Raw genomic sequence first — 25,991 nt, 5'->3', positions numbered from 1 at the left:
ATATACCCAAAAATAGGTATATTGTTGTTTGCAAGCAAATGATAATTAACTTACCAATTAAAGTGCGGTAATATGGCTATTTTCTGCTACTTCGGTGTTTCTCAACACAATTACACCAGGGTCGATTTTTACTCCCTTTTTTATAACCGCAGCCCCTCCAACATAAACCATTGGTCCAATATGTACAAAGTCTGAAATACTAACCTCATGGTCAACGCAAGCACCAATGTTTACTATTGTGTGGTCACCAATGCTTACTTCCGCTTGTATTACTGCATTAGCCAAAACAACCGTGCCTTTTCCAATTAGCGCAAATTCAGAAACCGATGCTTTGGGATGAATTAGCGAGGCAAAATTATGCTTTATTTTATAAACAAGACAGCTACGGGTCTTGTTATCGCCAATAGCAATGATCAATTTTGACGTTTTATAAACTTCTTCATTATACTTCAGAATGGGAATACCCATGAATGTTGCATTTTCCTCTTCTATATTATCATCAAAAACACATTCAATTTTGCCATTAAGCTCCAGTATCAAATCAACAATAACCTTCGCATGTCCACCTGCGCCATATATTACAAAAGATTTCTCCATCATTGTGTACTTTTAAGCATTAATCTTGGTTTCATTATCCCATAAATTAAAATGAACGGTACTAAAATCATTCCACTTAAAACATAAAAATCAATTCCTCCTAAAGTTATTAAAACAATTATCAATAATTGCAATACCCCATATAAAGAGGAAACGACTAAGTGCGGAACCTTTTGCTCATTAGCTAGTATCTGGTAAAAGTGCAACCGATGGGCTTCAAAAATATTCTGTTTTAAAATTAGTCTATGAATAATTGTCAAGACAGCGTCTACACCATATATCGATAAAAATAAAATATACGAATAGTCATTTGTTTTAATTATAAGTTGAATTATCAGCATTATAATCCAAAAAGCCATTGTTATGCTCCCAACATCTCCAGCAAAACATTTTGCTTTTTTTCTGAAATTGAAATAAAGGAAGACTAAACAAGAAATCATTGGAAGCCATATTACATCAGGTTGTGCAAAAGAGATTTTATATAAATTCACATACTGCAATCCACCTAAAACAACTAAGCTATACAATCCGGTTATTCCGTTTATACCATCCATAAAATTATAAGCGTTAATTACACCTATAACAAGTATATAAAGTATTGCAACTTCCCACCAGGATATAATACCAAACACTGGCAGGAAATAGAACATTAAAGTTACCGCACCCAAATGAAACAAAACCCTAACTCTGCTTGAAAGCGTAATGCGATCATCGAGAAAGCTTATTGTCCCAATAATAGTAGCTCCAATTATTGGAACAAAGTATTCTTGTTCTATGATTCCTGATGCTATTATGGATACAAGAAAAATTATGCCACCACCGCGGATTGTAATTTTAGTGTGTGAGCTTCGTTCATTAGGCTTGTCTATGATGTTGAATTTATCAGCAATCCTGAAGTAAATCAACATAGATAGAAATAAAAGGATAAAAATAAATATGTAAAGCATAATTTTAACTTGAACGGAAACTCTTTATAGTTGTTAAAAGCCCTTCCTTCGAAGAGATTGGTAATTTTTCAATTTTCAATGCATGCTTTATCTTTTCATTTGACACAACATAGCTTTCTGTTAGCTTTTTTAATCTTTCGGAATTCAATGGTAGATGTAATTTATCCCCAATAGAAGCAATCGTTCTAATAATTCCAGAATTTATCTTCCAAAGTCTAGCTTCTTTTCCATCTGCCTCACCAATTACCTTAATCACTGCATTAGTGGATAAAGCGTCATCATCTGCAAGATTGTAAACACCCCCCGCTATATTTTGATCTGAAATTATTTTTTCAATAATATAATTAAGATTTTGAATAGATAAAAAAGACCGTTGATTCTCGAATCCGGCTAAGGGATATGGCATCCCTTTTTTTACGACTTGATAAAGTAAATTCAGATTACCCCTATTTCCTGGTCCATGAATCATACAAGGGCGAAGAATAAAAAGGCGTTTACCTCCAGGAAGGCTCTTACTTAGAAGATATCTTTCTGCCTGTAATTTTGACTTGCCATAAGGTGTTTTCGGGTCGGCATGCACATCTTCTATTAATTCACCATTAACTGTATCAGCAACAGCTTTAACACTGCTGAAATAAATAAAATCTTTAATATCAGAATTCAGAAAAAGATCAAAAAGTTTTTGGGTAAGTATAGAATTCACATCAAAATATTCCTGAGGATTAGAGGCATTTTTTAAATCGTGTGCTTTTCCCGCCAGATGAATAAACACCTTAGCTGAAGGTAGTTCTTCTGGCAATTTATTACGAATATTTATATTCTCAATGGTCCCTAAATGATTTTCAGATATATGGTGTACAAGATTTTGCCCAACAAAGCCAGTGCCCCCAGTAATTAATAGTTTATTCATTTACAAGTTGATTATATAATTCAAATTGACCATTCCAAATAACTTCAGATGAAAAAAAATCTCTTGCTCTTTGTGCTCCATATTCTCCATGCTGAATACACAAATGTGGGTTATCAATATAAAATTGAATAGACATTGCCAATTCATTGGCATTTTTTGGTTCAACATGCAATCCCGATCTCATATGCTCCGTTGTGTCCCGCGCTCCCGGAATATCTGCAACGATAACTGGCTTCCCCATAGATGACGCTTCCAATGCTACATTTCCAAAACCTTCTCTATAGGAATATAAAATCAAAATATCATAAGCTGAGTAAACCCCCGTTACGTCACTTTGCTTTCCTAAAAAAAACACATCCATATTAATTTTCATTTCGGACATAATCTCTGGCGAGATCGGATCGTCTTCTTCAATAGGACCGGTGAGAAACAGTTTTACATTTGTATTCTTCTCTCTACAAATCTTGAAAGCATTGTATAATTCTTCTATTCCTTTATCCTTTGTTATTCTACCAACATGACCAATTACAAGATCATTCTCCGAAACGCCGAATCTGCTTCTGAGTGCTTCACCTCTTATGTTGCTTTCTGAAGAACTTTGAAATCTATTGACATCTACCCCATTACTGCTCCCCTTGCCTATAACAACTGCCTTGTTGGGGTTAAGAACACCTATTTGCACAGCATGTTCAAGGAGAGAAGGACTAATAACAATCACCCTTTTTGCAAGAAAACAGGACAACCACTCTGTAAAAAAAACAACTCTTTTCTTTATGCCGGTCAAAGTATCTGAGCGCAACCCTCGCAGAGTAAAGATTGTAGATACTTTAGGAAAAAAAATACTTGCTAATGTGAACAAGAATCCAGTTTTAGGGTTACCTGCGTTAACTAAATTGGGTCTTTCCTTTTTTAAAAACCTTATAACTTGAGCTAAGCCTTTAATGTCTTTAATTAGAGAAATTTCTCGGCTAAAAGGAATTTCTACCAATCGGACATTTTCATCGATAGCCAATTTGCTAACTTCTGGACCGGCGGCAGAAACAATAATAACCTCGAAGCCTTTTCTCTTTAGAAAAGCTGCTTGTCCGCGTATAAAATTAGCGCAAAAGGAATGCGAAATAGCGATAACTATTTTCATTTTTTCTCAAATTCTGCTCGGTTATAGAAAGAGGCTTCGCCATCAATGTTCACTTTAATAATTTTGGCGGGAACTCCTCCTAATATAAGGTTATCATCTGTATCATTAACAACAAAAGCATTAGCTGCAATTAAATTTCCTTTCCCTATTCTTACCCCACATTTAACAGAGGAATGAGCAGCAATCCAAGTTCCTTTACCTATGCTCACTGCCCCTGCAACGCTACCTCCGAATCTAACTGAATTATTCTTAAAAACATGCTGTAATGTACTTATCACAACATATGGAGCAATAACAACTTCATCTTCGATCTCTAATCCCCCCATAGCATTGAGCCATGTGCCCTTCGCGATATAAACATTATTTCCGATAACAAGATTAAATGAATTTAGAATAGTTACATCTCGTCCCAATTCAAAATTTCTGCCGCATGATTTCATAAAACACCTAGCTAACGCACCTCTAAACTTAATAACAAATCTGTTATCAGGCATCCACCCTGTGATTAATTGTACAAACCAGAGTGGCAGAACATATCTTAATTGAATCCAGATACCATTCATATTTTATTATTTAAGACTGAACTAATAATTTTTGACCGCTTTTTCTGTAATGTATCTTCTAAATAAGAACTTGCATTTCTTAAATTACTCAACGAAATTTCTATCTTACGCGAAGCTTCCATATTATGTATTTCCAAGATTTGGTCGCTTAATCTTTTCCAATCACCAGGTTTATGTATAAATTCATTATTTAATAATTCAGGCGTGCCGCCAACTGAAGAGGCTAAACAAATTCTACCACGACTCATCGCCTCTATTACCACCCTAGGCAAGCCTTCTGTTTTGGACGGATGGATGTACAAATGAATAGAATCCAGAAAGGGAAATATTCCCTCGCTACCCACCTTTAAAGCTCCAACAATTTCAACATGATCGAAAACATCAAATTCTTTAGCTAGAGACTCAATCCATGCTGAATCTCCCGTTCCTACTAACAATAGTTTAAAGTTAATATTCCCTTGCTTTTCTTTAATATGTTTTATCGCTTTCAATGCTTCGTAATGTCCCTTATATTTCACATGAAAAGAACCAATCAATCCTATCCTTAGCATTTTGCTAGGGCTTTCATAAAACTGACTAGCATAAGACAGATCAAGAACTTCTTCTAATCTAACATTTGATATTGATTCCTGTAGTCCATCTGTCGGATACTTATTTTGTAAATACTCTTTTGTTACGTAGATAGTTGCATGTGATTTCCTGGTTGTCCGTTTAAGTTTCATTGCTTCAATTGGGGCAATAATCTTCCCAACCAAACTTCCGTAATTCCAATAAGCCTCAAAAGGATCTCCTACAATCTCTAATACATACTTTTTTTTGAGGCTTATACAAATAGAAAAAGCCCAATAACCCAAGGTACTTGGCAATCGGATAATTACGAAGTCTACACTTTCGATGACAGTTGTAAGCTTTTTTTTTATCGAGGCTATATTAAGAAGTCTATCTTTAGGAGTATTTAGATTATCTATGAGAGAAAAACAAACGTTATCCGCTGAAGACAGCACCAGCTTATTTGGTAATTTATTCACCTTTCTGCCAACTACAACCAAAGACTCAAAAAGTTTAAGATATCTTTTCCACAAATTTTCATCAAAAGCACCCCCAGATCCATCAAACACCTTATTGTCTTCTGAGCTTATCACAAAGTTGTGATCATGAATAAACGCTGCTTTCATTACCTAAAGGAAGTTCTTACCATACTGGTTAATCCCTTTCTAACTTGTCCAACACTTTTAAATTCGTGATTTGATATTCTCTTTCCATTTGACAAATGCGCGTGAACATCACTAAAACTGATAATAGGGGCTAATGTTTGATTTGATTCAATCACAAGAGGACTATAAGAATTTTGATTCCAATTTGATCCTGTGATTTTTATTTCGCCAGCAATAGCATAAAATCCTTTAGCTTTAGTTTGATTGCTGTAACCTGCAATCCTAACCCCAATAGAAGAATAAAAATCCTGATGGTTTTTGATGATGATACCAACTTTACCATTCTTCGTTTTAGATAAATGTCTTAGCATAATATCTATTCCTTTAGAACCATTATTAAAAGTAGTCACATTACTAATTTGAATACTGTCCGCATAATCAGAAGGTTCAATATCAATTCCAGACTTAGGTGCTGTGCCATCAGTATTTGATATAACTGAATTATTAATTTTTATTCCAGTAGCCGAAACAATTGATATTCCGTTTCTCCGATTGTCATCAATAAAGGAATTATGAATTTCAATATTATTACTAGGTTTGAGGAATTGATTTTTGCCACTCCCGCTTTTCAAAAGGGCGCCTATATAAACTCCGTCTCCCCAGCATTGTGTTATTTTAGCATTATATATATTAATATTATCTGAACTCCTTATAGCAATACCCATACCCCATTCACCTTTATTCCCTAAATGGTCATGTTTATCTCCCTGTATATTGGCGTCAAAAATATTTACATTCGAAATTCCATGAAGTCTAAGAATTTCATAATATTCTTTACCACTTCTTTTTAGGACTATTTTCGAATCTTTCGCAAAGATTAGGTTCGTATTACTACGGACTGTTAAACCATTATCATTAACAAGAACAGGAAAATTAGGGAAAACTACATTTCTATACTGGCTTAGCCCACTTTGTATATAAACTGTGTAATCAACACTACCGTCTTTAACATAACCTTTCGGCAATACTTTAGTCAAATCATAAGCATTAACAAGCAACTGTTCTTTTGTTTTATTATTATCAACATACTTTCCAGGTATAAGTGATTCTGGTACATTCCTATACCCCTTTTGTCCATTTACTGACTGTAAATTCAAAAATAGACTAACAATTAAGTTTAATATTAACAAATTATAGCTCATAACATTTTATTTAATTAAGAAATAAACAACATAAATTGAGCATAATATTACGCTCATTCTTACCAGTATTCTTTTACGTTCGGTTTTGTCCATACTTCGGTGAATTACCATAGAAACAATAAATATTATTGGATATACACAATAAGTTCTTCTAACGTCAATCGAGGATGATGTTGCAAGAAGCAATATTATTGAGAAAAGGAATAACAGCTTAAGTTCAATAGTAAATAAGGAATAAGAGCTTCTAATCCCAAATAGAATGAACCCCCATATATAAATCCAAACAACTGCTGCAATGCTTTCCATAAATCTCCAAGGTGTAAAATAACCGGGTTGATCAAATCTCATATTTGCAAGATTAGATTCTTCTTTAAACCAACCTCTCCAAAAAGGTATAGCTGGTGCAAGTTGACCATTAATCATTAATACTCCTTGTTTTATTCCTGAAGGTAACCTACCAAATTCCGCGCCAAATGATATATCTTTCCTCTCAACTGTCTCTCTTTTTAATTCATAAGCATCCGTTGTTCCCAACAACTTGGAGCTTAAATAGGGCAGAGCAAATAGTGATATTAGTAAAACTACAGAGAAGAGCACTATTCGCCCCATTAATTGTTTTTCGCTAATTAGATATAGATAAATCACTATAAATAAGGAAAAAAATAAACCATGTTCTAATCGGAAGCCCATCGTAACAACCATTAGAACTAACAACTTAATTAAAACAAATCTTTTTTCTTTATAATACACGATTAGATAGGCACCAAGAGTATATAGAAAGTATACATGTGGATCCCTATTAAATACAACAGAGTAAATACAAACGAAAGAAAAAACAGAAAAGAATAAGCTGTATAAGAAAGCCGCTTTTTCATTTATATACTTTAAAAACATTAGATATATAAACGGAATAGAAAATGCTCCTAGAAAAACACTCGGAAGTTTATGTATTAATATATTATTTTGATCGATTAGTTGTGCATAAAACGCTAATAAGATAGATTGCAAATTAAACAACCGATATCTTGCGGTTGTATCTGCCATTTGATTAAACTTAACTCTTACATCTTCCAACGCTTCCATTTTAAAGTTAGAATTATCCCAAAACTTCATAGAATCAACAATCATAAAAAAATCATTGCTGGGATCTTTAACGTACATAAAGTTGGTTATATACATGTAAATGGAATAAAAGCTAAAGGAAAATGTAAATAGAAAAAATAATGCTCTACTAGAATTACTATGCTTAAACCTAAAGTATTGGGCTGCAAAAAAAAAAGCTAAAAACCATAATATCAAGTATGAATACCAACCTTCATAGGCAGTGTACAAAATAGTACTACTAATGGCTAATCCCAATAATACTATTTTAATAATGGAATATTTCTTAATTAATTCATTCATACTATTTCAACAATGTACGCTAGATTTTATAAAATTCAAGATATTTTAATGCAACGTTGTCAATGTTAAATAAGGATTCGTAATAATTTTTATTATACTGCCCAAGAGCAATATAAGTGTCTTTTTCTTTTAAAACTATTTCTAATTTACTCGTAAGTTCTGCAGGGCGAAAAGTCTCCAAGGACAAGACTGAGTTACTTTTGAAAGGGAGAAAGGCATCAATATTTGAGACAATTGCGGGTTTACCACTGCATACCATCTCAATTAATGCAATTGGAAGGCCTTCATCAATCGAAGGCATTAAACAGAAATCAGATGCCAAAATAAAGTCGTAAGGATTTGAAACATTGCCTTCAAATCTCATGAAAGAAGCAATATTATATTTACTACATTTTTTCTCAAATCCGCTTCGCATTGGACCATCACCCAAAAAGACAACTAGTACTTCTTCTTTTTTCTTAAGATCTTTTATGGAATCAATAATCATTTCTTGATTCTTTTTTGAGATTTTATTGTCAGACAAGTACATTGATCCAATATTAATAAAAATAGTTTTATCTTTTGGAAGGTTTAAAAAAGATCGCCATTCTTCCTTTGTTTTCTCCACAGCTTTAGCTTTTAGTAAATTAATATCAATACCATTTGGTATTGATATTAATTTACTTCTCAATTTTAAATCCACATAGTTATTCATAACATAATCGCTACAAGCTATATTCCAATGATAATACCAATAAAATAACCGATCAAGATACTTAGGTAGTTTTGAGGTTCTTCTTTTGTTATGAACAGTCCTTACGATATGGTACTTATTAAAGGAAAATAAATTAATCACAGCAATATAGATATCACTCCACTGGAGGTGGGCGTGAATTACATCAGGTTTTATTTCATTTATTTCACTCCAAATCTCAAATAATGGCCTAAAATATCGAGAATAGCCTTTCCCTCCTCTCTTCTTATTTATAACTTTTATGCCATTATCTATTAAATATTCTTCTAGTATTTCACCTTTTTTGTCAATAGCTCCTTGATAGGTAATCAATGTGACATCATTACCCAATTTCGCTTGAGCAACCGAAAGTTGGCTTACAAATACCTCCGCTCCCCCAGCTGCCAAAGAATTAACAATTTGTACTATCTTCATTATTGAGTTAATCGATTCACAAAATCAAAACAATCATTTTTTAATTTTGCAGCAAATTCGAGGTGTCTTTCTGGGTTTTTAAAATTATTATTGACGCCAATTTTTCCTTTTGGTAATTCAAAATTTGCACTTATCTCACCGTCTTTATTTATATTAATCGTATTGAATAAATCAGTTATTCCGTCAAATCTACTTAAATCAGATTTATCATTAAAACCATAATTTATAAAAATTACAGGGGTACCAAGAGCCAAACATGGAAGAGCACAATGAATCCTTGAGGTTATTACAAATTTTGCTGTTGCAAATTTGTTTAGTAAATCTTCAGCTTCTTGAAACCTTCGTTCCTCACTATGGCTCCCAGAAAGTTTATGCTTAATAGATTTTGATGACTTAAGAAGTTCATCCGAGAACAATCTTTTTAGAACGGCCCGTCTCTTACTAAACTTAAAAATATCGCCTTTTAAAATTCCTTTTACAAATTCTTTCTTACCATACATCAGCTTCCCCCAATGTGGAAGCAAAAAAAGGGGATCTGCCATATAGATGTCATCTGTTCTATTTTCATTTTTATATTTCAAATCCAGTGTAGTTGTTAAGCAACCGCTAAAATAAGAACTGATCCCCTTTTCTTGGAGAACACCGAGGGTATACATGTCTCTACACCCTATTGGGCCTTGTTCTTGAAGGTATTTGATTGTATCACTTGTTAAAACTTCGTCTTTAACTTTAGAATTTAAATGGAAAGAAAGAAATAAAGGTTTAATTTTCTTCGAGGGTGGAAATTGAGTCGGATTACGGATATACCAACCGTTCATAATCATATTAATATCATTTCCATCATAGCTTTTTAAACGTTCTCGCTCTACCAATACATCAACTGTCGGCAAATACTGCTTCGCTGCTAAACTTTGAACGTAATCACCTACGTTATACGTTGGAGTGGCTGGGTAAACCATTAGCCCGAATTTTTTTTTCGAATTATTTTCCATTTCTCATTATTTGAATTTTATTAAATATTACCTTCCCAATCTTTGAAATCACCTCTTTATTCATCAATAGAAATATACCAAATGCGCTAAATACTAATAAATAACCTACATATATATTTTCAATCAGTATCAAAAAATTAAAAAGAATACAAATTCCTGTCAATACAAAAAGCTTAGTAAAGTTCACCTCAAGCTTTATGTCTTTTTTAAGATCATAAAATCTAATCAAAAACATTAGTAAAAAGCTAAAAAATGTACCAAATGCTGAAGCATATAATCCTATCTCTTTTATCAATAACAATACAATTGAAATATTACAAATACCTCCAAATACGCTAGTATAGAAAATATTCTTAGTTCTCTCAAATCTTAAATAATACGCACCGAAATATGCTGAAAAAGCAGAAAAGGCAGCTCCCAAGTATAACAATGGCATATACTTGTATGAGTCTAAAAACACCGGACTCACTAATGCTTTTACAAGCATAATAGAACAGGATATTAAAACCAAGACAACTGTAAGTTGAAACGTATAAAGTCTCTCAAAAGTCTTACTATCAATTTTATTATCCTTACTAGTAATTGAATGGTCTTGCCACGCAAGTATAAATATTGAATTCAATATCGTTATGATTGTTGGAAATCTGGAAGATATGGCGAAAATCCCATTTGACTCAACTCCCATGTAATGCAGAATAATATATTTATCAGCAGCACTTATTAACCACCAACTTAAATTATTAGGTATTAGTGGCGCTGAATACTTCAGCATTTTTTTTACTAAAGTAAAGTCAAATAATTCTATTTTAATTAATTTGGCAAACTCGATTGAATAAAGGACAAATACTATAGTTGCAAAATTTGAAAGGATTAAGGCAATAAATAAAGACTCCAACTTCAAATTTAGTCCAATCAAAAAGAATAAATTGAAAATTAAAACTAGAACCGCATTGATCAAACCAATTAATGCATATAATTTATTCCTTTTAAGTCCTCTTACCAATTGCTGAAAAAATGGCAAAAAAATCGAGACTAATAATAATAAAATAAAATAAAATCTGTACTGTATATTATAAAGCAATGATATAATGAGATACAAAGCAACAAAAATGATTGAAGTGACTATCAGTAGTATAAACCCACTAGATATAACTCTCGTTTTAAAGGCAATATCAGATTTGTCATCTTCCTTTAATAACCACCTATATGTTGCATCAGAAATTTGAAGAGAAACCAAAGGAACGAATAAACTTATTGTAGTTAAAATAATATCATATTCACCTAGCTCCTCCTTTGATAAGTAGAATGAGAATAGCGGTAATAAAGAAAATATAATTATCTTAGATCCTAGATTGCCAACAGTATAAACAAAAGTATTTCTTAATAAGGCTTTACTATCCCCCATACAACAATTTATACCGAATTAAATTCTTTTTCTCAAAAATTGAACCTTTATAAACATCCATCTGCTAGATTTCCTAATATTCCCTTTACGTCGTAAATCACTTTTTTCTCTTTGCATAAGGAGTCTAAGTTCAGTGATTTAAACTCATTATGAGAAACTGCTAAAATAATTGCATCAAAATCTTTTATATTCCCTAACTCATCAACCGAATCCCAACCATACTCATGCTTCACTTCTATAGGATTAGCCCAAGGATCATAAATTGTAATATTAGCTTGGTAATCTTTAAGGGTATGTAAAATATCTACCACCTTAGTATTTCGTACATCAGGACAATTTTCCTTAAATGTAATCCCCAATACTAAAATATTAGCATTTTTAACTGTAATATCCCTCTTAATCATCAATTTCACTACTTCGTGTGCTACGTATTCCCCCATACCATCATTTAATCGGCGTCCAGCGAGGATTATCTCAGGATGGTATCCGTGTTCTTGCGCCTTTTGCGCCAAATAGTATGGATCTACACCTATACAATGTCCGCCGACTAACCCAGGTCTAAAAGGTAAAAAATTCCACTTAGTTCCTGCAGCTTCTAATACTGCATTCGTATTAATTTCCAATTTATTAAAAATTTTAGCTAGTTCATTTACAAAAGCTATATTGATATCTCTCTGTGAATTTTCAATCACCTTCGCAGCCTCTGCAACTTTAATAGATGGTGCTAAATGGGTGCCGGCAGTGATAATCGATTTATACAATGAATCTACTACTTGGCCTATTGCCGGTGTAGAACCAGAAGTAACTTTCAATATTTTATCCACAGTGTGCTCCTTATCACCAGGATTGATCCTTTCAGGAGAATACCCAGCAAAAAAGTCTACATTAAATTTCAATCCTGATACCTTTTCTAAAACAGGTATGCACTCTTCTTCAGTGACCCCTGGATAAACAGTAGATTCATAAATTACAATATCTCCTTTCTTAAGAACTTTCGCAACAGTCTCACTTGATTTATATAATGGAGTCAAATCCGGCCTGTTATTTTTATCGACTGGGGTTGGAACGGTAACTATATAGACATTACATTTCTCGATATCTTTTATATTAGCACTGCAGAATAATCCATTAGTATCTGATGGCTCATTAACAAGAACAGCTTGTAAAATAGCATCTTCAACCTCTAATGTATTATCTTTACCTGCATTTAACTCATTAATCCGACCTTGGTTAATATCGAAACCAACCACTGGATACTTTGTGGCAAATAATCTTGCCAAAGGTAGTCCAACATATCCTAAACCAATAACAGCGACTTTTCTTAATTCGTTTTTTAACATTTGAATATTAAATTAATTAGAGATAGATTATTATCATTATACCTTTCTTATGAAGGCTTTTATTCTGAGAATCATTTTAAATTATTCCAGTACCACGAAACAGCTTCTTTTAAGCCCTCTTTAATTTTATGAGTTGGGTCATACCCTAATTTACTCTTCGCTTTTTCAATACTGGCCAAAGAATGGGGAATATCGCCCGCTCGGTTGGGACCATGCTTTATTTCAATCTTGGCAATTACTGGATCGTACTTCGCTAAGGACTCTTTTAGATAGCTCACTAACTCGTTTAGATTCGTTCTGTCGCCAACTGCTGTATTATAAACAGTATTAATGGCCTCACGCTTATTTGTCGTCATAGCCAGTTCATTCATTTGAATGACATTATCTATATAGGTAAAGTCACGTGAATAATCACCTGAACCATTAATCAATGGGCTTTCGTGCTGCATTAATTGGATTACAAACTTAGGAATTACTGCCGCATAGGCACCGTTTGGATCTTGTCTACGGCCAAACACATTGAAGTATCTCAAACCGATAGTCTCCAGGCCATATGTTTTACTAAAAATATCAGCATACAATTCGTTTACATATTTAGTAATTGCGTAGGGAGAAAGTGGCGCTCCTATTTTATCCTCTACTTTTGGTAAGCTTTCTGAATCACCATACGTCGATGAGCTTGCTGCATATACAAATCTTTTAATTTTTGCATCTCTCGATGCCACAAGCATGTTTAAAAAGCCAGATACATTTACATCATTAGTAGTAATAGGATCATTAATTGATCTAGGTACAGAACCTAAAGCAGCCTGATGCAAAACATAATCAGCATTAATTACTCCTTTTTTACAGTCATCTATATTTCGAATATCTCCTTCAATTAATTGAAAATCTTCATTCTTCAGAAAAGTGCTAATATTATGTTGATGACCTGTTGAAAAGTTATCCAGTACTCGTACCTTATATCCTCTATTCAAAAAATGCTCACACAAATTAGAACCAATAAATCCTGCGCCCCCCGTGATTAAAATTGTTTTAACGTTTTCACTCATTTATTTATACCTTTTAAAATTAAAACCTCTTGAATAAATCTTTCAAAGCTCCGGATAATCCTTTATTTTCATGTTTTACATCGTCTGAATAATATCCATAACCATATCCATAACCATATCCATAACCATAACTACCTCCTAATTCTATACCATTGAGGATTACATTAAGTTTAGGAAATTTTTTATTCTGAAATAATTTATCTAAATCCTTTATTTGTCGCTTAAAAGTAACATTTTGACGAACCAGATATATCGTTGCATCAGCTAATCGCCCTATAATCTGAGCATCAGTTACCAAACCAATAGGTGGAGTATCAATAAAAATTTCATCAAAATTCTCTTTTAGATATTCTAACAAAACTTCAATCTCAGGTTGAATTAAAAGCTCAGAAGGATTGGGTGGAATTGGTCCCGATCCAATCACAAAAAGATTGGGGGTTATACCAGATGGCTGAATGATATCATGAATTTCGGCTTTACCTATCAGATAGTTACTTAGTCCCGTTTTATTATTGAGATCCAAATATTTACTGACCTTGGGCTTGCGCAAGTCTAACTCTAATAAAATAGTTTTTTTTCCACTAATTGCAAGAGCAGCACTAATATTACTAGAGACAAAGCTTTTCCCCTCGCCGGACATACTGGAAGTTAAGAGTGTAACGCGACCTTTTCCTGGAATTTGTTTACCATGCAAAAATTGCATATTGGTTCGAATAGCACGGAACTGTTCAGCAATAGCTTTTCGGCTATTTACATTAACAACAACCAACTCGGAACTATCATTGTAAAAAATCTCGCCGAGAATAGGAGCACTGGTAAGTTTAGAGATATCAGATGAGCTTTCAATTTTATTATTTAATAATTCCTTTAGATAAATGTATGCGATAGGAAGAACTAAACCAAGGACTAATCCCATTAAAAATACAAATGCTCTCTTAGGCTTGATGGGCTCTTTCGAAGAAAATGCAGGATCCACAATTCTACTATCTGCGACAGCTGAGGCATATGATAGGGCGGCCTGTTCCTTTTTCTGAAGTAAATAAAGGTAGAGTGTCTCTTTAATTGATTGTTGTCGTTTAATACTGATTAACTGACGTTCCTGTCCAGGGATCTTCTTTATTGATCCTTCAAATTGAGAAAGATTCCCTTGCAACCCTTTTTTGGTATTTTCTAAAGATGCTGATATATTATTTATATTCGCTCTAATTCCAGCTCTTGTAGTTTCAATCTGTTTTGTTAAAGGCTCAACTAATGGGTTGTCCTTAGTTGTTGTGGCTAGTAACCCGTCCCTTTTCAGTTGCAACTCACTTAATTGGTTAATCTGGCTTAACAGTATAGGATCATTTATCCCTAATATACTTGGCAATTTCTCCTGAAGAGAGGAAGAATTAACATACCTCTGAATATCCTTAATTACACTAATCTGCAAATTAATTTCATTCAATTTGGCATCATTTGCCTTTACATTTTCTAAAAACAGATTAGCCTCGTTACTAATATCTGTCAGGCCTAACTTACTTTTAAATCCCTCAACATCCTTTTCAACTTCAGTTAATTCTCCACTTATAAGTTTCAAACGTTCATCAATAAAGTCAATCGTGCTTTGGGTGGTTCTATTCTTGTCAGCCAAGGCCGCTTCATTATAAACTTGAACTAATGTGTTTAAAATATCTATTCCACGTTGTGGGACTGTGGTTTGGAAGCCCAAACTCAAAACCGCAGATTGTTTGCCTGATAAATTAACAGTTAGATTACTTAAATTTGCTGACACAACCGTTTGAGGATCATTAATGATGATACTTAGTTCCTTCTGATCCTTTTCATTCCATTTATTAATATTTGCATTTCGGTCAATTTTATAGACACCAAGTTTGTTTCTTTGTAATTGATTTAGAATTCCTTTGATTTTTTTTCCAGTCTTCTTTTCCTCCAGTTGATATGTATTCTTTGATGGGAAAGTTAAAATGAACGTTTCTCCATAGAAAGAACTATCTATTTGCACGACACCAATATTAACCGGTTTGGACAAATAAACATCTGAATTAACCACTCGACCTTCCGCCTTATATGAGATCATTAAATTCAAACGTTCCACCACTTTTCGCATTAAAGTCTTAGATTTCAGGATCTCTATTTCGTTTTCAACTACTTTAGACGAATTAAAAAGATCAAGATCACTTAGCAAATCACTTGCATCAGCCATTCCGCCTTTTTTATCATCCTTTATTAGCAAGGTACTAGTAACAGAGTACTCTTCCTGGGCATATCTTAAATAAAAGAAAGCACCAACTAAACAAATAGTAATCCCCAATACAAACACTGGCCAGTGATAAGTATATCTTGCTAAAAGGTCTCTGAAATTTATAGTTTGGTCTTCCCTTTTATTTTCCAAGTCGGACTTATAGTTTTCGTTATTAGTCATTGATAAATTAATTAGAAACGGGAAATAATTAAGGCGATTACAGACAAAGCAGACAAAACAATACTTACGTTCCGGTAGCTGGAATCTACGCTTGCATATTTGGCAGTTCCAGGTTGAATGTATAAGACATCATTATTTTGAAGGTAGTAGTAAGGAGAATTGAATAAGTCTTTTCGTTGCATATCCAACCTAACATATTGCCTTTTTCCATCTTGTTCACGAATCAACAATACATTATTCCGAACAGCAGTAATAGTTAGGTCTCCTGCCATACTTAAAGCTTCTGAGACATTGACACGTTCATTGTTAACAGGATAAACTCCGGGCCGCACCACATCACCTAAGACAGAAATTCTAAAATTAACAATTCTAATGCTGACCACTGGTTCCTTAAGGTAAGTCATCAATTTACTTTGAATCAATCTTCTCGCGGCACTAGTTGTTAAACCTTCAACTTGTACTGCATCAATCATTGGCAATTGAATAGCCCCCTTATCATCTACCATAAAACCGTTAGCAGTATTTGTCGGGTTCACATTCGCACTAGTATTTCCTTGGAGAGAACTAGTTGTTCCCATATTAAAAATAGCTGAGGCTTCCGGATTTAAGCTACTGACCGTAATGGCTAGTATATCATTTTTTTGAATTTTTAAAACCGTCTGATTCTTAATTTCTTCTTGAAGCAGCGAATCTGCTGGCAAATCAGTGAAATACGGAACAGATTTATATTTTACGCCACACGAACTCATAAAGAGTACAACAGCAATTAAATAAACGGATTTTCTCATAGGCTGCGTAAGCACGTTTTTTTTTAAATTTCCCAAAGATAATACTTAAGATTTACTCCTGCATGATAAAACATCATTAATTCACCGTTTAATAAAACCGTACGAATTATCCATCCCTGCAGTTCATCGCCCCATCAACAAATTCCATACCATAAAGTATTCATTTTTATTTATTAGCTTCGCATTGGTTTAAACTTAATTTTTAAAAATGTTTTTTTTTAACAGATCAAAATCTGCATATAATGATTTCAGTATCATTGGTCTAGACATGCACTCACACTTAATTCCGGGAGTTGATGACGGGGCGAAAGATGTTGATGATAGTCTTCAATTAATTACAGGTCTTAGAGACTTAGGATTTCACCATCTTATTACTACACCGCACACTTTACAAGACATCCACCCGAATTCTACTGAGACCTTAAAAAAAGGGCATTTACTGCTTGAGGGGAAATTACCAGAAGGCATTACTTTGGATCTTTCGTCTGAATATTACCTGGACGAACAGTTTCAGAGTCAGCTTGGAGAAGGCAATCTAATGCCATTAAAAGGGAACAGGCTGCTGGTAGAATTTAGTCAAATATCTAGACCCCATGATTTAGAAGAAGTGTTTTTTGACATAGGAATTAAGGGATATCAGATAATCCTAGCACACCCCGAACGTTATTTATTCTTCCATAAAAATTTCGATTATTATAACCGAATAAAAGAAATGGGGGTTGAATTACAAATAAATGCACTTTCGCTGACTGAACACTATGGCAAACGTATCAAATCAATAGCAGAAAAACTTATTGAAAAAGATATGATTGATTTTATTGGCACCGATATTCATCATGTTAGGCATTTAGAAACTTTGAAAAAAGTTCCACTAACTAAACACTTCGAACGACTGGTAAAAAGTGGATTACTTAAAAATCAAGAATTGATATAGCTACCAGCGATACATTAATCCAATTCTAAGTTGAAGATTTCCTGATGATTCATCAACAGCCCACTGATAGTTATTTGAATTGATATAGCTTAATTGAGAATTAAAAATAAATCGCTTATATTCTTTATCATAGTTTGCGGTTAAACCAAAATCAACCCATGGACTTCTTTTTCCCTTTTCTATAGCTAGGTCCATATCGTACAAATTATTATTATGCACATATCGCTCCAATTTTAAACCAATTCTGTTCCATCCATTAACCCAGTTTACATCTAAAGTTTGAAGATTACTTGCTGGATCTAGCCCGGCACCTAAGATTTGACCTTGTTGTGTATATCCATCTCTGACTTGACTATGAGTATACCAATATGCAGGATTTCTTATACTACTTGTTGCTGAACTTTCATATTTAGCCACCTCAAATCCAATCTGAACAAAAGCTTCCGAATCGCTTAATCCAATAAGTTTTCTAAATCCGGCAACGTAAGCTTTTGAATGCTCGGGCTCAGAAAATACATCTCTTAAATCTTTAGAATGGTCTTCACGCCCATATTGGAAATAGATTTCCGCATGAGCTTCAGGCAAAACCCATCGCGCGAATAAGGAAATTCGCTGGTCCCTAATCTTCAGGTCCTCTTCATCTTTGCCCGTTTCTGTAGGGGCAAAATTATTTTTTGTAACCCCGGAAAATATTGGAAAATAATCGCTAAAGCCACTGCCCATCTGTTTTCTATAGAGTATAAAACTACGATCAAAACCCAAATGAAGACCTGGTATCCATTTTGGCTGATAGGTAAGGGCGATTCCAGAAAGATAACGCCAGTCATTGGGCTTAGGTCTATATCCCTCAACGCTTGGAATTACACCAGAAGCTTCAAGCTTTCCCCCTATTATCTGCGTTTCAAAAGCTCCAATCGGTGTTTTGATCGGCCTCAATGTATTTAATGTCAAATGTTTAAATCCGGCAGCATTATTTGTCATTAGCAATGAACTCCTTGTACCTGGGCCCCACCATAAATTCTCATTGGATAGCCCAAGTGAAACAGGACCAGCATTTAAACGGATACTACTTTGCCCCCAATTCAACTTCGAATAAGAATTATTTCCAAATCTTTCTGGAAGATCTATTCCATTCAAGATTCTTGTAATGTATATGTTCTTTACCGATTTCGAGTTATCGGCATTCAGTATTCCTTTAAAAGCAGCATTCTCCGCAAATACAAATTCCGGCCTCAACTGTATAGTCAGCGGACCAATTTTCGCAGCGACACCAGCTGAAAACAAAGTCTGATATCCCTTGGCAGGAATCATTGCACCATCATTCATCCCGTAAGGATGATCAGTATTATATTGCTGCTGCCAAACCACCGGAAGCGCGTACAAGGTTATATTTTCGTTTGGATTATTCCACAAGGTTTTATTCAAATCCAATCCTAATGGTATGTGTATCGGCCTGATCATAAAAGACGAATTGGATGAATCTTTACCAAGAAGTTGCTGTCTTCTTAAGTAGTCATCTGTATTGTCCAATAAGCCGACAGGCAAAGTTTGAGCAATAGTTGTCGCTGCGTAAAGAACAGAATAAAGAACTAAAACTGATATTTTTAATTTCATAATCAACTAATCTTAAAATCGGTACATAATTCCCAATTTTGCCTGTACAATACTCCTATCTTGCTTATCCCATTCCCACCAATCCTTATTCCCATAAATATTTGGTGGACGTTGAAATGTCCATTGGTAATTTAAAGATCGGATATAAGTCAATTGGCTATTTAAAATAAAATGCCCAAAATCCCAATCGATCTTACCTCCAAACACAAGATCTACCCAGTGCCTTCTTATGTCTGCAGTATAAGGATTCATTGTATAGAACATATCATTGTTATGTACCATCCTTTCAACCTGGAAACCGATCCGCTTAAAGCCTTTAACCCAGGCAACATCCAGACTTTGCATATTTCCACCAGGACCAACCGCTGCTCCGATCAATTGCCCTCTATTGGTATATCCTCCGGGTACAGCATAGCTATTGTACCAGCTTGGCCATGGGTATAATTTCCTCTGGTTTTTATTCCCCATTTCAGTAAGCTCCAAACCAACTTTAATAAACTCATCTGAAGCCCGGTTTAAGCTAATCAATTTGGAAAATCCAGCCACATAAGCTCTGATGTGATCTGAATTGGGTATACCTGATTTGGTGGGCACAACCCCGGGAACCTCATAAGTATACTTTTTAGTTCCATATTGGATATAAAACTCTGCATGAGCCTCGGGCATCACCCATCTCGCAAAAAAAGAGCTGTAATTATCTGAATTCTGACCTTTATTAAGGTTAGAGCTAAACTCTGCAGCCGGAACATTGGCTCTTGCAATTGTATCGCTGTTTTTAATAGAAGTATGATCAAAACCTATAAATAACCCCGGGGCCCATTTAGGTTGATAAGTTAAGGCTATACCGACAATAGATCGTGATACATCCGGTTTGTCTTGCAGGTTTAATTTCTCTGGCAAAGGTATTCCTGAAGATTTTAGACCTCCGGCAATAAACTGCCCTTCGAAACTACCCACATCTGTTTGAACAGGCTCTACAGTGTTAATTGTAAAATGCAAAAATCCAGGGGCATTATTACTCATCAGCAATGAATTTCGCATACCGGGCCCCCACCAAAGGTTTTCATTAGAAACACCCACTGAAACAGGCCCCTTTGTTACCCTGATACTACTTTGCCCTAAATAAATCTTCTTATACGGGCCTTCGCCAAAACGCTCGGGCATATCAATACTTTTCATCAATTCTTTATAAGAAGAGACGAAATCTGCCGCATTTGTAGTGGATAAAATACTCCTGAATTTTGAATTTTGTGCGTATAAAATCTCCGGGCGCAGCTGTATAGACACAGGACCGATTGAGGCAAAAACACCGGCACTAAAAAGCCCCTGATACCCTTTTGCAGGAATCATGGTGCCGTCATTTCCGCCATAAGGAAGGTTGCCATACTGTTGTTGCAATACAACGGGCAAAGCATAAATATTAGCTTTTAATTCATCAGAAGTATATATTAATTTTCTAAATAGCTGCTCTTTTTCAGAATTAATAAAGAGCGGACGGATCATAAAAGACTTGTTTAGAGAGTCTTTCCCCAATAATTGATCTCTGCGATAAACATCCTCAAGGTTTTCGAGCATCCCAACAGGAATGGTCTGAGCAATTGCCCTATTGCTTAAAGTGCATATAAAAATCCCAATAAATAATAAAATATATCTCATACGCTCATCAACGTTCTAGTAAAAGTTAATTTAAAAATCACTATAAAGATTTCTAAATGAAGATCTTAATCCTATATTAAAAATCTGCTGCTTATCATTAATCAGGCTATTTGATTCTTTTCTATAGCTATAACCAATCTCTAAACGCAGGTTATTTTTAGGGTTAAGAACATAAGCGAGCGTTGCATTTGTATAAAGCAATTTTGTCTTAATTCCATTTCCAATGAAGAATCCTTCATCAGCAGGCCTGGTATCATAACTTTTGTAAATATCTTTACCGTAATTCATTCCATCTGGGTCTAAACCATAAGTAGCAGTGGTAAGCTGTAAACGGGCATCAAATCTTTTATACCTGTAATTCACTATTCCCAACCACTCCGCAAAATTTGCGCCATATGGATGTGCAAGTGGCTGATTGTAATGTCCGTAGTTTTTAAAATGATCGTTTGCGGAATAAGAATATGGCCTTACCCTGTTCATCTCTACCTGAGCATACAGATTGCCTACTTTGAAGATGTCATATCCCTTAATACCCAATTGTCCGCCCTGCTTATTGGCCCAGTGTCCTTTTCCTGAAAAAACATCTTTAGCCCTAAACTCATTGATCATCAGTTGTCCGTAAGCAACGTAACGATCAGCTATTTTATAGCTGGCATTAAATCCTAGTATGGCCTTATCCGGAGATCCATTGGCAAACTCAACCGGTCTTAAAAAGATAATGGGGTTTAGATATCCAGCCTCGAATCCTCTATTGGCCCACATTATATTTTCAAATAACCCCAGGCTTAACCGGTCTGTTGCATTCCAGCTTAAATAATGAAATACACCATATTTTTTAGGGAAGGGTTTATCTACCAGGCCAAATTCTTGTTCAGAAAAATCAATAAACTGAGCCCACATGGCCATATAACGCACGCGGCCCAAAGTGGCAGTGATCTTAAAAAATGGATAATTGAATGCGTTATCTGACAATAGCAATGAACGATATCCATCTCCAATGAAATTCTTATCATAGCCCACCTGAAAGTTTATATATTTTACCGGCGTATAAGAAAGGCTCCCGCCTGAATAATTATAATCAAGCGCTCCGTTTACCCCGCCACTACCGGAAGTCCGGGTGAAACCTTGGCCGGGCACAACCTTGTTATTGAATGCGTAATCAGAATAATATTTAGCAAACTTACCCTGGTTCTCAAAGAAATAGCTATAAAAAGCAAACTTCTTGCCTATCTTTCCTCCGAGCTGCACGCCTCTTGTATTTAACCAAAGGTTCTTATCTCCTTGTTTCCCAATTTGAAGGTCTGGTAAGAAATCAGCATAAAATGAATATTCATCATTCTTTACCTCAATTAAATGCTCTGTAAACAATTTGCGATAAAGCCAGTTTTTTGACTGCCATTCCTCTGCTTCGGGAAACAGGCTTTGAAATAAGCTATCCCTATCAGATGTACCGGTAAGATCGTCTACAAAATAGGATTGCAAGGCAGAATGGTTCTTCGCAGAGTCTCCGAAGTAGATCTTTTTACCTGCCTTAATGTTAAGATCATGACTTATGGGCAGTAATTCTGCCTGTCCGTATGCATTTTCTAAAGTTGTAGTAAATATCAGACAAACAACTAAACTGATAAAAATGTGCTTCATTAAGTTCCCTAATTTTCAGTAATCTTTTCCAGAATCTCTTCACCGAAACTCTTAATAACAACAGGCTCCGATTTTGCCCTGCTCAATAGTCCTTTTTTGAATCTTTCAATATAAAGCGACAACATTCCATTAGTTGCAAGGACTGTTAAAACAATAAGACTAACTAACTGTGTATTACCAATATTCTGAAAAGACACCGCCATGATTACAAATAAAATATTTACTACAACCAACACAAGAGTGGATTGCATATGACTTAGTCCCAAAAACAACAAGCGATGGTGTAAATGGTTATTATCTGCTTTAAAGGGGGATCTATTTCTAATCACTCTTAAAGCAAATACCCGTAGTGTATCAAATATTGGAATAATCAAAACTGCTAAAACCAATCCAAAGCCGGCTTCGATGTTAGTAGTACCAAACTTAACAGGTGTACTTGCGGCCACATCTATAAACTTAATGCTTAAGACCACACAAACAAAACCCAGCAATAAAGAGCCCGAATCGCCCATAAATATACGTGCAGGACTAACATTAAAAAACAGGAAGCCTACCAGAGCTCCTGTAAGTGCAATGGAAAGGTAACTCCAACCCAGATATCCGGCATTCCAAAACAGGTATGCATAAATCAAACTAACAAAGGTTCCAAGTGAAGCGGCCAAACTATCAATACCATCAATCAGATTAAATGCATTAACAATCCCTACAATAAATAAAACAGTTAAGAATATGCTAGTGTAATAATTAAGCTCCTCGTACCCTAATAAGCCATGAAGACTGGTTATCCTAATATCTGCTGCTAAAGCTATGATTAAAGCACTGGCAAACTGAACGACAAACTTTTTTAAAGGGCCAAGACCTACAATATCATCGTTAAGTCCGATCATAAAAAGAATCAGTCCTCCCGCCATCAGTATATTTACTTCGGGCAATAATTCTGATTTAATAAAAAGGGAACAAGAGAACAAAAATGCTGTAAAAATAGCGATCCCACCAAAATTCGGCACGATTCTCTTATGTACCTTACGCAACTCGCTTGGTTTATCAAATAATCGCTTTCTAAATGCCAGATTTATAATTGCAGGTATCGAAAAGCAGACCATTAATAAACTGGTCAGAAAAATTAGTGTAAGTAGCATGTAATTATTTTATCATAGGTTCGACTTGTTCTCTGACGCAAACAAAAATAGAGCCAAAGCTAATAAAAATTTTACTTTTCCTTCTTATGTTGTAGTTCTAAAAGAACAGCTTTGTTAAAGCGACTTCTTTCCTTATCAAGAACCCACCCCCATTTATTGAAATAACTAATGGCTGATCTCATATGTATTTTTAACAAGGTCTTATTTTTATAGGATTCTTTAGCATGGGTGTGGATTACTGACGCCTCAGGATAAAAAACGGTTTTTGAAACCTTATGAATTCTTCGGCCAAGGTCATAGTCTTCGAGATACATAAAATATCTTGGATCAAACAGCCCTGCTTTAGATAATATTGAGGTACGGATAAACATAAAACAACCTGACAATGAAGGAACGTTTAAAATATCGTTATAGTTAAACTCACTTAATTCGTATCTGTCATTCATGCGCGCTGCCCATGCTATTTTGCCAAGAAACCTTCTTCCCAGCAAGTTCAAAGGTGTTGGAAGTAACTTACAGAGTTTTTGTACCGACCCATCTAAACCAAAAACCTTAGGCATTAAGCTACCAACATCCTCATGATGGTTCATAAAGTCATATATGCACTCTAGCGTACCCCGCTGAAAGGTTATATCGGGATTCATAACCAGGTGATACTTTATATTTTGTGCCATGCTTTTCTGCATGGCTATGTTATGAGCTGTTCCATAACCAAGATTGGCATTATTAAACAGGTAAAGAACCCGATCATTTGAAGCAAGATATTTAAGCCTGTCTGTAGGGGAATTATCGATCAGGTAAAGTATGATATCCAGAGAGGTATTTAATACCGAAGCAACTGCAAGCTCAACATCGCTTGAATTTTGATACAGGACTATCGATACACTTAGCTGTTTTACCATAAATTAGTTTGTATATTCTTTAATGTAATTATTGGCCATTACCTCCACGATATAATCTCTCTTATACCGTTTGTAGGCATTTTCTCTTAACGTTTCTCTATTTTTCAATGCTGTTTCGCAAGCAATTTTTAAAGACGCTATATCATCAAGCGTAAAAAAAGTAACTTCATTATCCGAAAAAAATTCTCTGAACACCGGAATGGCCGAACATATAACAGCTGTTTTTAGTGCCACAGCTTCAAGTAATGCAAGGGGTAAACCTTCGGACCGGGATGGCATCATATAAAGATCAAATTCACCGGAGTAACGAAAGCCCTGAGGCCTGGCTCCTAAGACCTTAAATCTGTCTGTTAGCTTATTCTGAGCGGCCATTCTTTCTAAATTTTCACGTTCACTGCCATCTCCAACAATCACAAACGCATAATCGGGTTCTAATTTGAGTAGTTCGACAACCTGCTCAAGCCCCTTTCTTTTGTCGAATCCCGCTACAGTACCCAACAGGGTGTATTTGGATTTTAAATCGTCAATAATTTTGCGATCGGCTGTTGGAATCTCCGGAAACCCCGGTATAATATCACGGCCGTTATTGACTACCACAATTTTGTTGATTAAACCATTAGTAGCAAGCATACTTTTTGCAAAGTGACTTAACACGACTATCTTATCCATCTTACGCCATGCCCAGCGCCAGATAGGCGGCCCGATCATACTCTTGAGCAATCCATAACCTGCCTTAAGGTCACGATTTATATCAGTATGCACAGTTACAATAAGTTTTGTGTTTTTCCCAATACTGGAGCGGTTTAAAGCACAATAGACATCCGGCCTGAACATATTTGTATGTACCACATCATAAGCGTTGAAGTTGATCTTCTTAAAGAATGAAATCTTATAGGTAGCACAGGCCATATCCAGCTGCACAAGGTTGTCAAAGTAATAGACATGACATTCATGCCCATACTTAACAAGCTCGCTCACCAGATCTTGAATGACAAGAATAGGGCCTGTATTTGCAAGAGAAGGTAGTATAAAAGCAATTTTCAT

The 25,991-nt window shown here is 34.9% G+C and carries 22 protein-coding genes; 1 reads left to right on the top strand and 21 read right to left on the bottom strand.

Annotation, left to right across the window (positions count from 1 at the left end; translation table 11 throughout):
• Positions 1-57: 57 nt before the first annotated feature.
• The 15 genes from AC6CH7_RS14825 to AC6CH7_RS14755 form a co-directional block, all read right to left on the bottom strand.
• Positions 58-600: a PglD-related sugar-binding protein gene (locus AC6CH7_RS14825; protein ID WP_498263498.1), complete on the bottom strand. Its 543-nt coding sequence runs from the start codon at positions 598-600 to the stop codon at positions 58-60.
• The gene (locus AC6CH7_RS14820) at positions 597-1,544 is read right to left on the bottom strand and encodes an MraY family glycosyltransferase (protein ID WP_498263497.1); all 948 of its coding nucleotides are present in this window, start codon (positions 1,542-1,544) and stop codon (positions 597-599) included. Before AC6CH7_RS14820 ends, AC6CH7_RS14825 begins: the two co-directional genes overlap by 4 nt.
• A 4-nt stretch (positions 1,545-1,548) precedes the next feature.
• On the bottom strand, positions 1,549-2,454 hold the full coding sequence (locus AC6CH7_RS14815) for an NAD-dependent epimerase/dehydratase family protein (RefSeq protein WP_498263496.1): 906 nt from the start codon (positions 2,452-2,454) through the stop codon (positions 1,549-1,551).
• Positions 2,447-3,592, bottom strand: a complete 1,146-nt coding sequence (locus tag AC6CH7_RS14810) for a glycosyltransferase family 4 protein (RefSeq protein ID WP_498263495.1) — start codon at positions 3,590-3,592, stop codon at positions 2,447-2,449. The genes AC6CH7_RS14815 and AC6CH7_RS14810 overlap by 8 nt, the downstream gene beginning before the upstream one ends.
• The gene (locus tag AC6CH7_RS14805; protein WP_498263494.1) at positions 3,589-4,155 is read right to left on the bottom strand and encodes an acyltransferase; all 567 of its coding nucleotides are present in this window, start codon (positions 4,153-4,155) and stop codon (positions 3,589-3,591) included. The genes AC6CH7_RS14810 and AC6CH7_RS14805 overlap by 4 nt, the downstream gene beginning before the upstream one ends.
• Complete coding sequence (locus AC6CH7_RS14800) at positions 4,152-5,330, bottom strand: glycosyltransferase (protein ID WP_498263493.1); 1,179 nt, start codon at positions 5,328-5,330, stop codon at positions 4,152-4,154. The genes AC6CH7_RS14805 and AC6CH7_RS14800 overlap by 4 nt, the downstream gene beginning before the upstream one ends.
• Positions 5,330-6,511 carry a right-handed parallel beta-helix repeat-containing protein gene (locus tag AC6CH7_RS14795; protein ID WP_498263492.1) on the bottom strand — a complete coding sequence of 394 codons (1,182 nt, stop codon included), beginning with the start codon at positions 6,509-6,511 and terminating at the stop codon, positions 5,330-5,332. Before AC6CH7_RS14795 ends, AC6CH7_RS14800 begins: the two co-directional genes overlap by 1 nt.
• A gap of 6 nt (positions 6,512-6,517) precedes the next feature.
• A complete protein-coding gene (locus AC6CH7_RS14790) occupies positions 6,518-7,672 on the bottom strand; it encodes a glycosyltransferase family protein (protein WP_498263491.1) in 1,155 nt (384 codons plus the stop codon).
• A gap of 262 nt (positions 7,673-7,934) precedes the next feature.
• The gene (locus AC6CH7_RS14785; protein WP_498263490.1) at positions 7,935-9,062 is read right to left on the bottom strand and encodes a glycosyltransferase; all 1,128 of its coding nucleotides are present in this window, start codon (positions 9,060-9,062) and stop codon (positions 7,935-7,937) included.
• A complete protein-coding gene (locus AC6CH7_RS14780; protein WP_498263489.1) occupies positions 9,062-10,054 on the bottom strand; it encodes a polysaccharide pyruvyl transferase family protein in 993 nt (330 codons plus the stop codon). The genes AC6CH7_RS14785 and AC6CH7_RS14780 overlap by 1 nt, the downstream gene beginning before the upstream one ends.
• Positions 10,044-11,459 (bottom strand): lipopolysaccharide biosynthesis protein, encoded by a 1,416-nt coding sequence (locus tag AC6CH7_RS14775; RefSeq protein ID WP_498263488.1) that lies wholly within the window; start codon positions 11,457-11,459, stop codon positions 10,044-10,046. The genes AC6CH7_RS14780 and AC6CH7_RS14775 overlap by 11 nt, the downstream gene beginning before the upstream one ends.
• A gap of 47 nt (positions 11,460-11,506) precedes the next feature.
• Positions 11,507-12,799, bottom strand: coding sequence for a nucleotide sugar dehydrogenase (locus AC6CH7_RS14770; RefSeq protein ID WP_498263487.1), 1,293 nt, complete (start codon positions 12,797-12,799; stop codon positions 11,507-11,509).
• A gap of 71 nt (positions 12,800-12,870) precedes the next feature.
• The gene (locus AC6CH7_RS14765; protein WP_498263486.1) at positions 12,871-13,851 is read right to left on the bottom strand and encodes an SDR family oxidoreductase; all 981 of its coding nucleotides are present in this window, start codon (positions 13,849-13,851) and stop codon (positions 12,871-12,873) included.
• A gap of 19 nt (positions 13,852-13,870) precedes the next feature.
• Entirely contained in the window at positions 13,871-16,273 is a 2,403-nt protein-coding gene (locus AC6CH7_RS14760) for a GumC family protein (RefSeq protein ID WP_498263485.1), read from the bottom strand.
• Positions 16,274-16,284: 11 nt separating this feature from the next.
• Positions 16,285-17,097, bottom strand: coding sequence for a polysaccharide biosynthesis/export family protein (locus AC6CH7_RS14755; RefSeq protein WP_498263484.1), 813 nt, complete (start codon positions 17,095-17,097; stop codon positions 16,285-16,287).
• A gap of 172 nt (positions 17,098-17,269) precedes the next feature.
• Here AC6CH7_RS14755 and AC6CH7_RS14750 point away from each other — a divergent pair, with 172 nt between their 5' ends.
• Positions 17,270-17,995: a tyrosine-protein phosphatase gene (locus tag AC6CH7_RS14750; protein ID WP_498263483.1), complete on the top strand. Its 726-nt coding sequence runs from the start codon at positions 17,270-17,272 to the stop codon at positions 17,993-17,995.
• On the opposite strand, the gene AC6CH7_RS14745 is transcribed toward AC6CH7_RS14750, so the two are convergent.
• The 6 genes from AC6CH7_RS14745 to AC6CH7_RS14720 form a co-directional block, all read right to left on the bottom strand.
• Complete coding sequence (locus tag AC6CH7_RS14745) at positions 17,996-19,609, bottom strand: capsule assembly Wzi family protein (protein ID WP_498263482.1); 1,614 nt, start codon at positions 19,607-19,609, stop codon at positions 17,996-17,998.
• Positions 19,610-19,621: 12 nt separating this feature from the next.
• Positions 19,622-21,265, bottom strand: coding sequence for a capsule assembly Wzi family protein (locus AC6CH7_RS14740; RefSeq protein WP_498263481.1), 1,644 nt, complete (start codon positions 21,263-21,265; stop codon positions 19,622-19,624).
• Positions 21,266-21,295: 30 nt separating this feature from the next.
• Positions 21,296-22,906: a gliding motility protein RemB gene (locus tag AC6CH7_RS14735; RefSeq protein ID WP_498263480.1), complete on the bottom strand. Its 1,611-nt coding sequence runs from the start codon at positions 22,904-22,906 to the stop codon at positions 21,296-21,298.
• 8 nt (positions 22,907-22,914) lie between these two features.
• Positions 22,915-24,045 (bottom strand): MraY family glycosyltransferase, encoded by a 1,131-nt coding sequence (locus AC6CH7_RS14730; RefSeq protein ID WP_498263479.1) that lies wholly within the window; start codon positions 24,043-24,045, stop codon positions 22,915-22,917.
• Positions 24,046-24,116: 71 nt separating this feature from the next.
• Positions 24,117-24,947 (bottom strand): glycosyltransferase, encoded by an 831-nt coding sequence (locus tag AC6CH7_RS14725; protein ID WP_498263478.1) that lies wholly within the window; start codon positions 24,945-24,947, stop codon positions 24,117-24,119.
• A gap of 3 nt (positions 24,948-24,950) precedes the next feature.
• The gene (locus tag AC6CH7_RS14720; RefSeq protein WP_498263477.1) at positions 24,951-25,991 is read right to left on the bottom strand and encodes a glycosyltransferase family 4 protein; all 1,041 of its coding nucleotides are present in this window, start codon (positions 25,989-25,991) and stop codon (positions 24,951-24,953) included.

This window comes from Pedobacter sp. GQ55 (assembly GCF_059758925.1).
Note: the sequence above shows the minus strand (reverse complement) of the source record. Positions and strands in the feature narration are given on the sequence as shown.

Excerpts from the sequence above, each read along its gene's own strand:
- AC6CH7_RS14825 (WP_498263498.1), bottom strand. The coding sequence starts at position 600 with ATGATGGAGAAATCTTTTGTAATATATGGCGCAGGTGGACATGCGAAG.
- AC6CH7_RS14820 (WP_498263497.1), bottom strand. The coding sequence starts at position 1,544 with ATGCTTTACATATTTATTTTTATCCTTTTATTTCTATCTATGTTGATT.
- AC6CH7_RS14815 (WP_498263496.1), bottom strand. The coding sequence starts at position 2,454 with ATGAATAAACTATTAATTACTGGGGGCACTGGCTTTGTTGGGCAAAAT.
- AC6CH7_RS14810 (WP_498263495.1), bottom strand. The coding sequence starts at position 3,592 with ATGAAAATAGTTATCGCTATTTCGCATTCCTTTTGCGCTAATTTTATA.
- AC6CH7_RS14805 (WP_498263494.1), bottom strand. The coding sequence starts at position 4,155 with ATGAATGGTATCTGGATTCAATTAAGATATGTTCTGCCACTCTGGTTT.
- AC6CH7_RS14800 (WP_498263493.1), bottom strand. The coding sequence starts at position 5,330 with ATGAAAGCAGCGTTTATTCATGATCACAACTTTGTGATAAGCTCAGAA.
- AC6CH7_RS14795 (WP_498263492.1), bottom strand. The coding sequence starts at position 6,511 with ATGAGCTATAATTTGTTAATATTAAACTTAATTGTTAGTCTATTTTTG.
- AC6CH7_RS14790 (WP_498263491.1), bottom strand. The coding sequence starts at position 7,672 with ATGTACGTTAAAGATCCCAGCAATGATTTTTTTATGATTGTTGATTCT.
- AC6CH7_RS14785 (WP_498263490.1), bottom strand. The coding sequence starts at position 9,062 with ATGAAGATAGTACAAATTGTTAATTCTTTGGCAGCTGGGGGAGCGGAG.
- AC6CH7_RS14780 (WP_498263489.1), bottom strand. The coding sequence starts at position 10,054 with ATGGAAAATAATTCGAAAAAAAAATTCGGGCTAATGGTTTACCCAGCC.
- AC6CH7_RS14775 (WP_498263488.1), bottom strand. The coding sequence starts at position 11,459 with ATGGGGGATAGTAAAGCCTTATTAAGAAATACTTTTGTTTATACTGTT.
- AC6CH7_RS14770 (WP_498263487.1), bottom strand. The coding sequence starts at position 12,799 with ATGTTAAAAAACGAATTAAGAAAAGTCGCTGTTATTGGTTTAGGATAT.
- AC6CH7_RS14765 (WP_498263486.1), bottom strand. The coding sequence starts at position 13,851 with ATGAGTGAAAACGTTAAAACAATTTTAATCACGGGGGGCGCAGGATTT.
- AC6CH7_RS14760 (WP_498263485.1), bottom strand. The coding sequence starts at position 16,273 with ATGACTAATAACGAAAACTATAAGTCCGACTTGGAAAATAAAAGGGAA.
- AC6CH7_RS14750 (WP_498263483.1), top strand. The coding sequence starts at position 17,270 with ATGTTTTTTTTTAACAGATCAAAATCTGCATATAATGATTTCAGTATC.
- AC6CH7_RS14745 (WP_498263482.1), bottom strand. The coding sequence starts at position 19,609 with ATGAAATTAAAAATATCAGTTTTAGTTCTTTATTCTGTTCTTTACGCA.
- AC6CH7_RS14740 (WP_498263481.1), bottom strand. The coding sequence starts at position 21,265 with ATGAGATATATTTTATTATTTATTGGGATTTTTATATGCACTTTAAGC.
- AC6CH7_RS14735 (WP_498263480.1), bottom strand. The coding sequence starts at position 22,906 with ATGAAGCACATTTTTATCAGTTTAGTTGTTTGTCTGATATTTACTACA.
- AC6CH7_RS14730 (WP_498263479.1), bottom strand. The coding sequence starts at position 24,045 with ATGCTACTTACACTAATTTTTCTGACCAGTTTATTAATGGTCTGCTTT.
- AC6CH7_RS14725 (WP_498263478.1), bottom strand. The coding sequence starts at position 24,947 with ATGGTAAAACAGCTAAGTGTATCGATAGTCCTGTATCAAAATTCAAGC.
- AC6CH7_RS14720 (WP_498263477.1), bottom strand. The coding sequence starts at position 25,991 with ATGAAAATTGCTTTTATACTACCTTCTCTTGCAAATACAGGCCCTATT.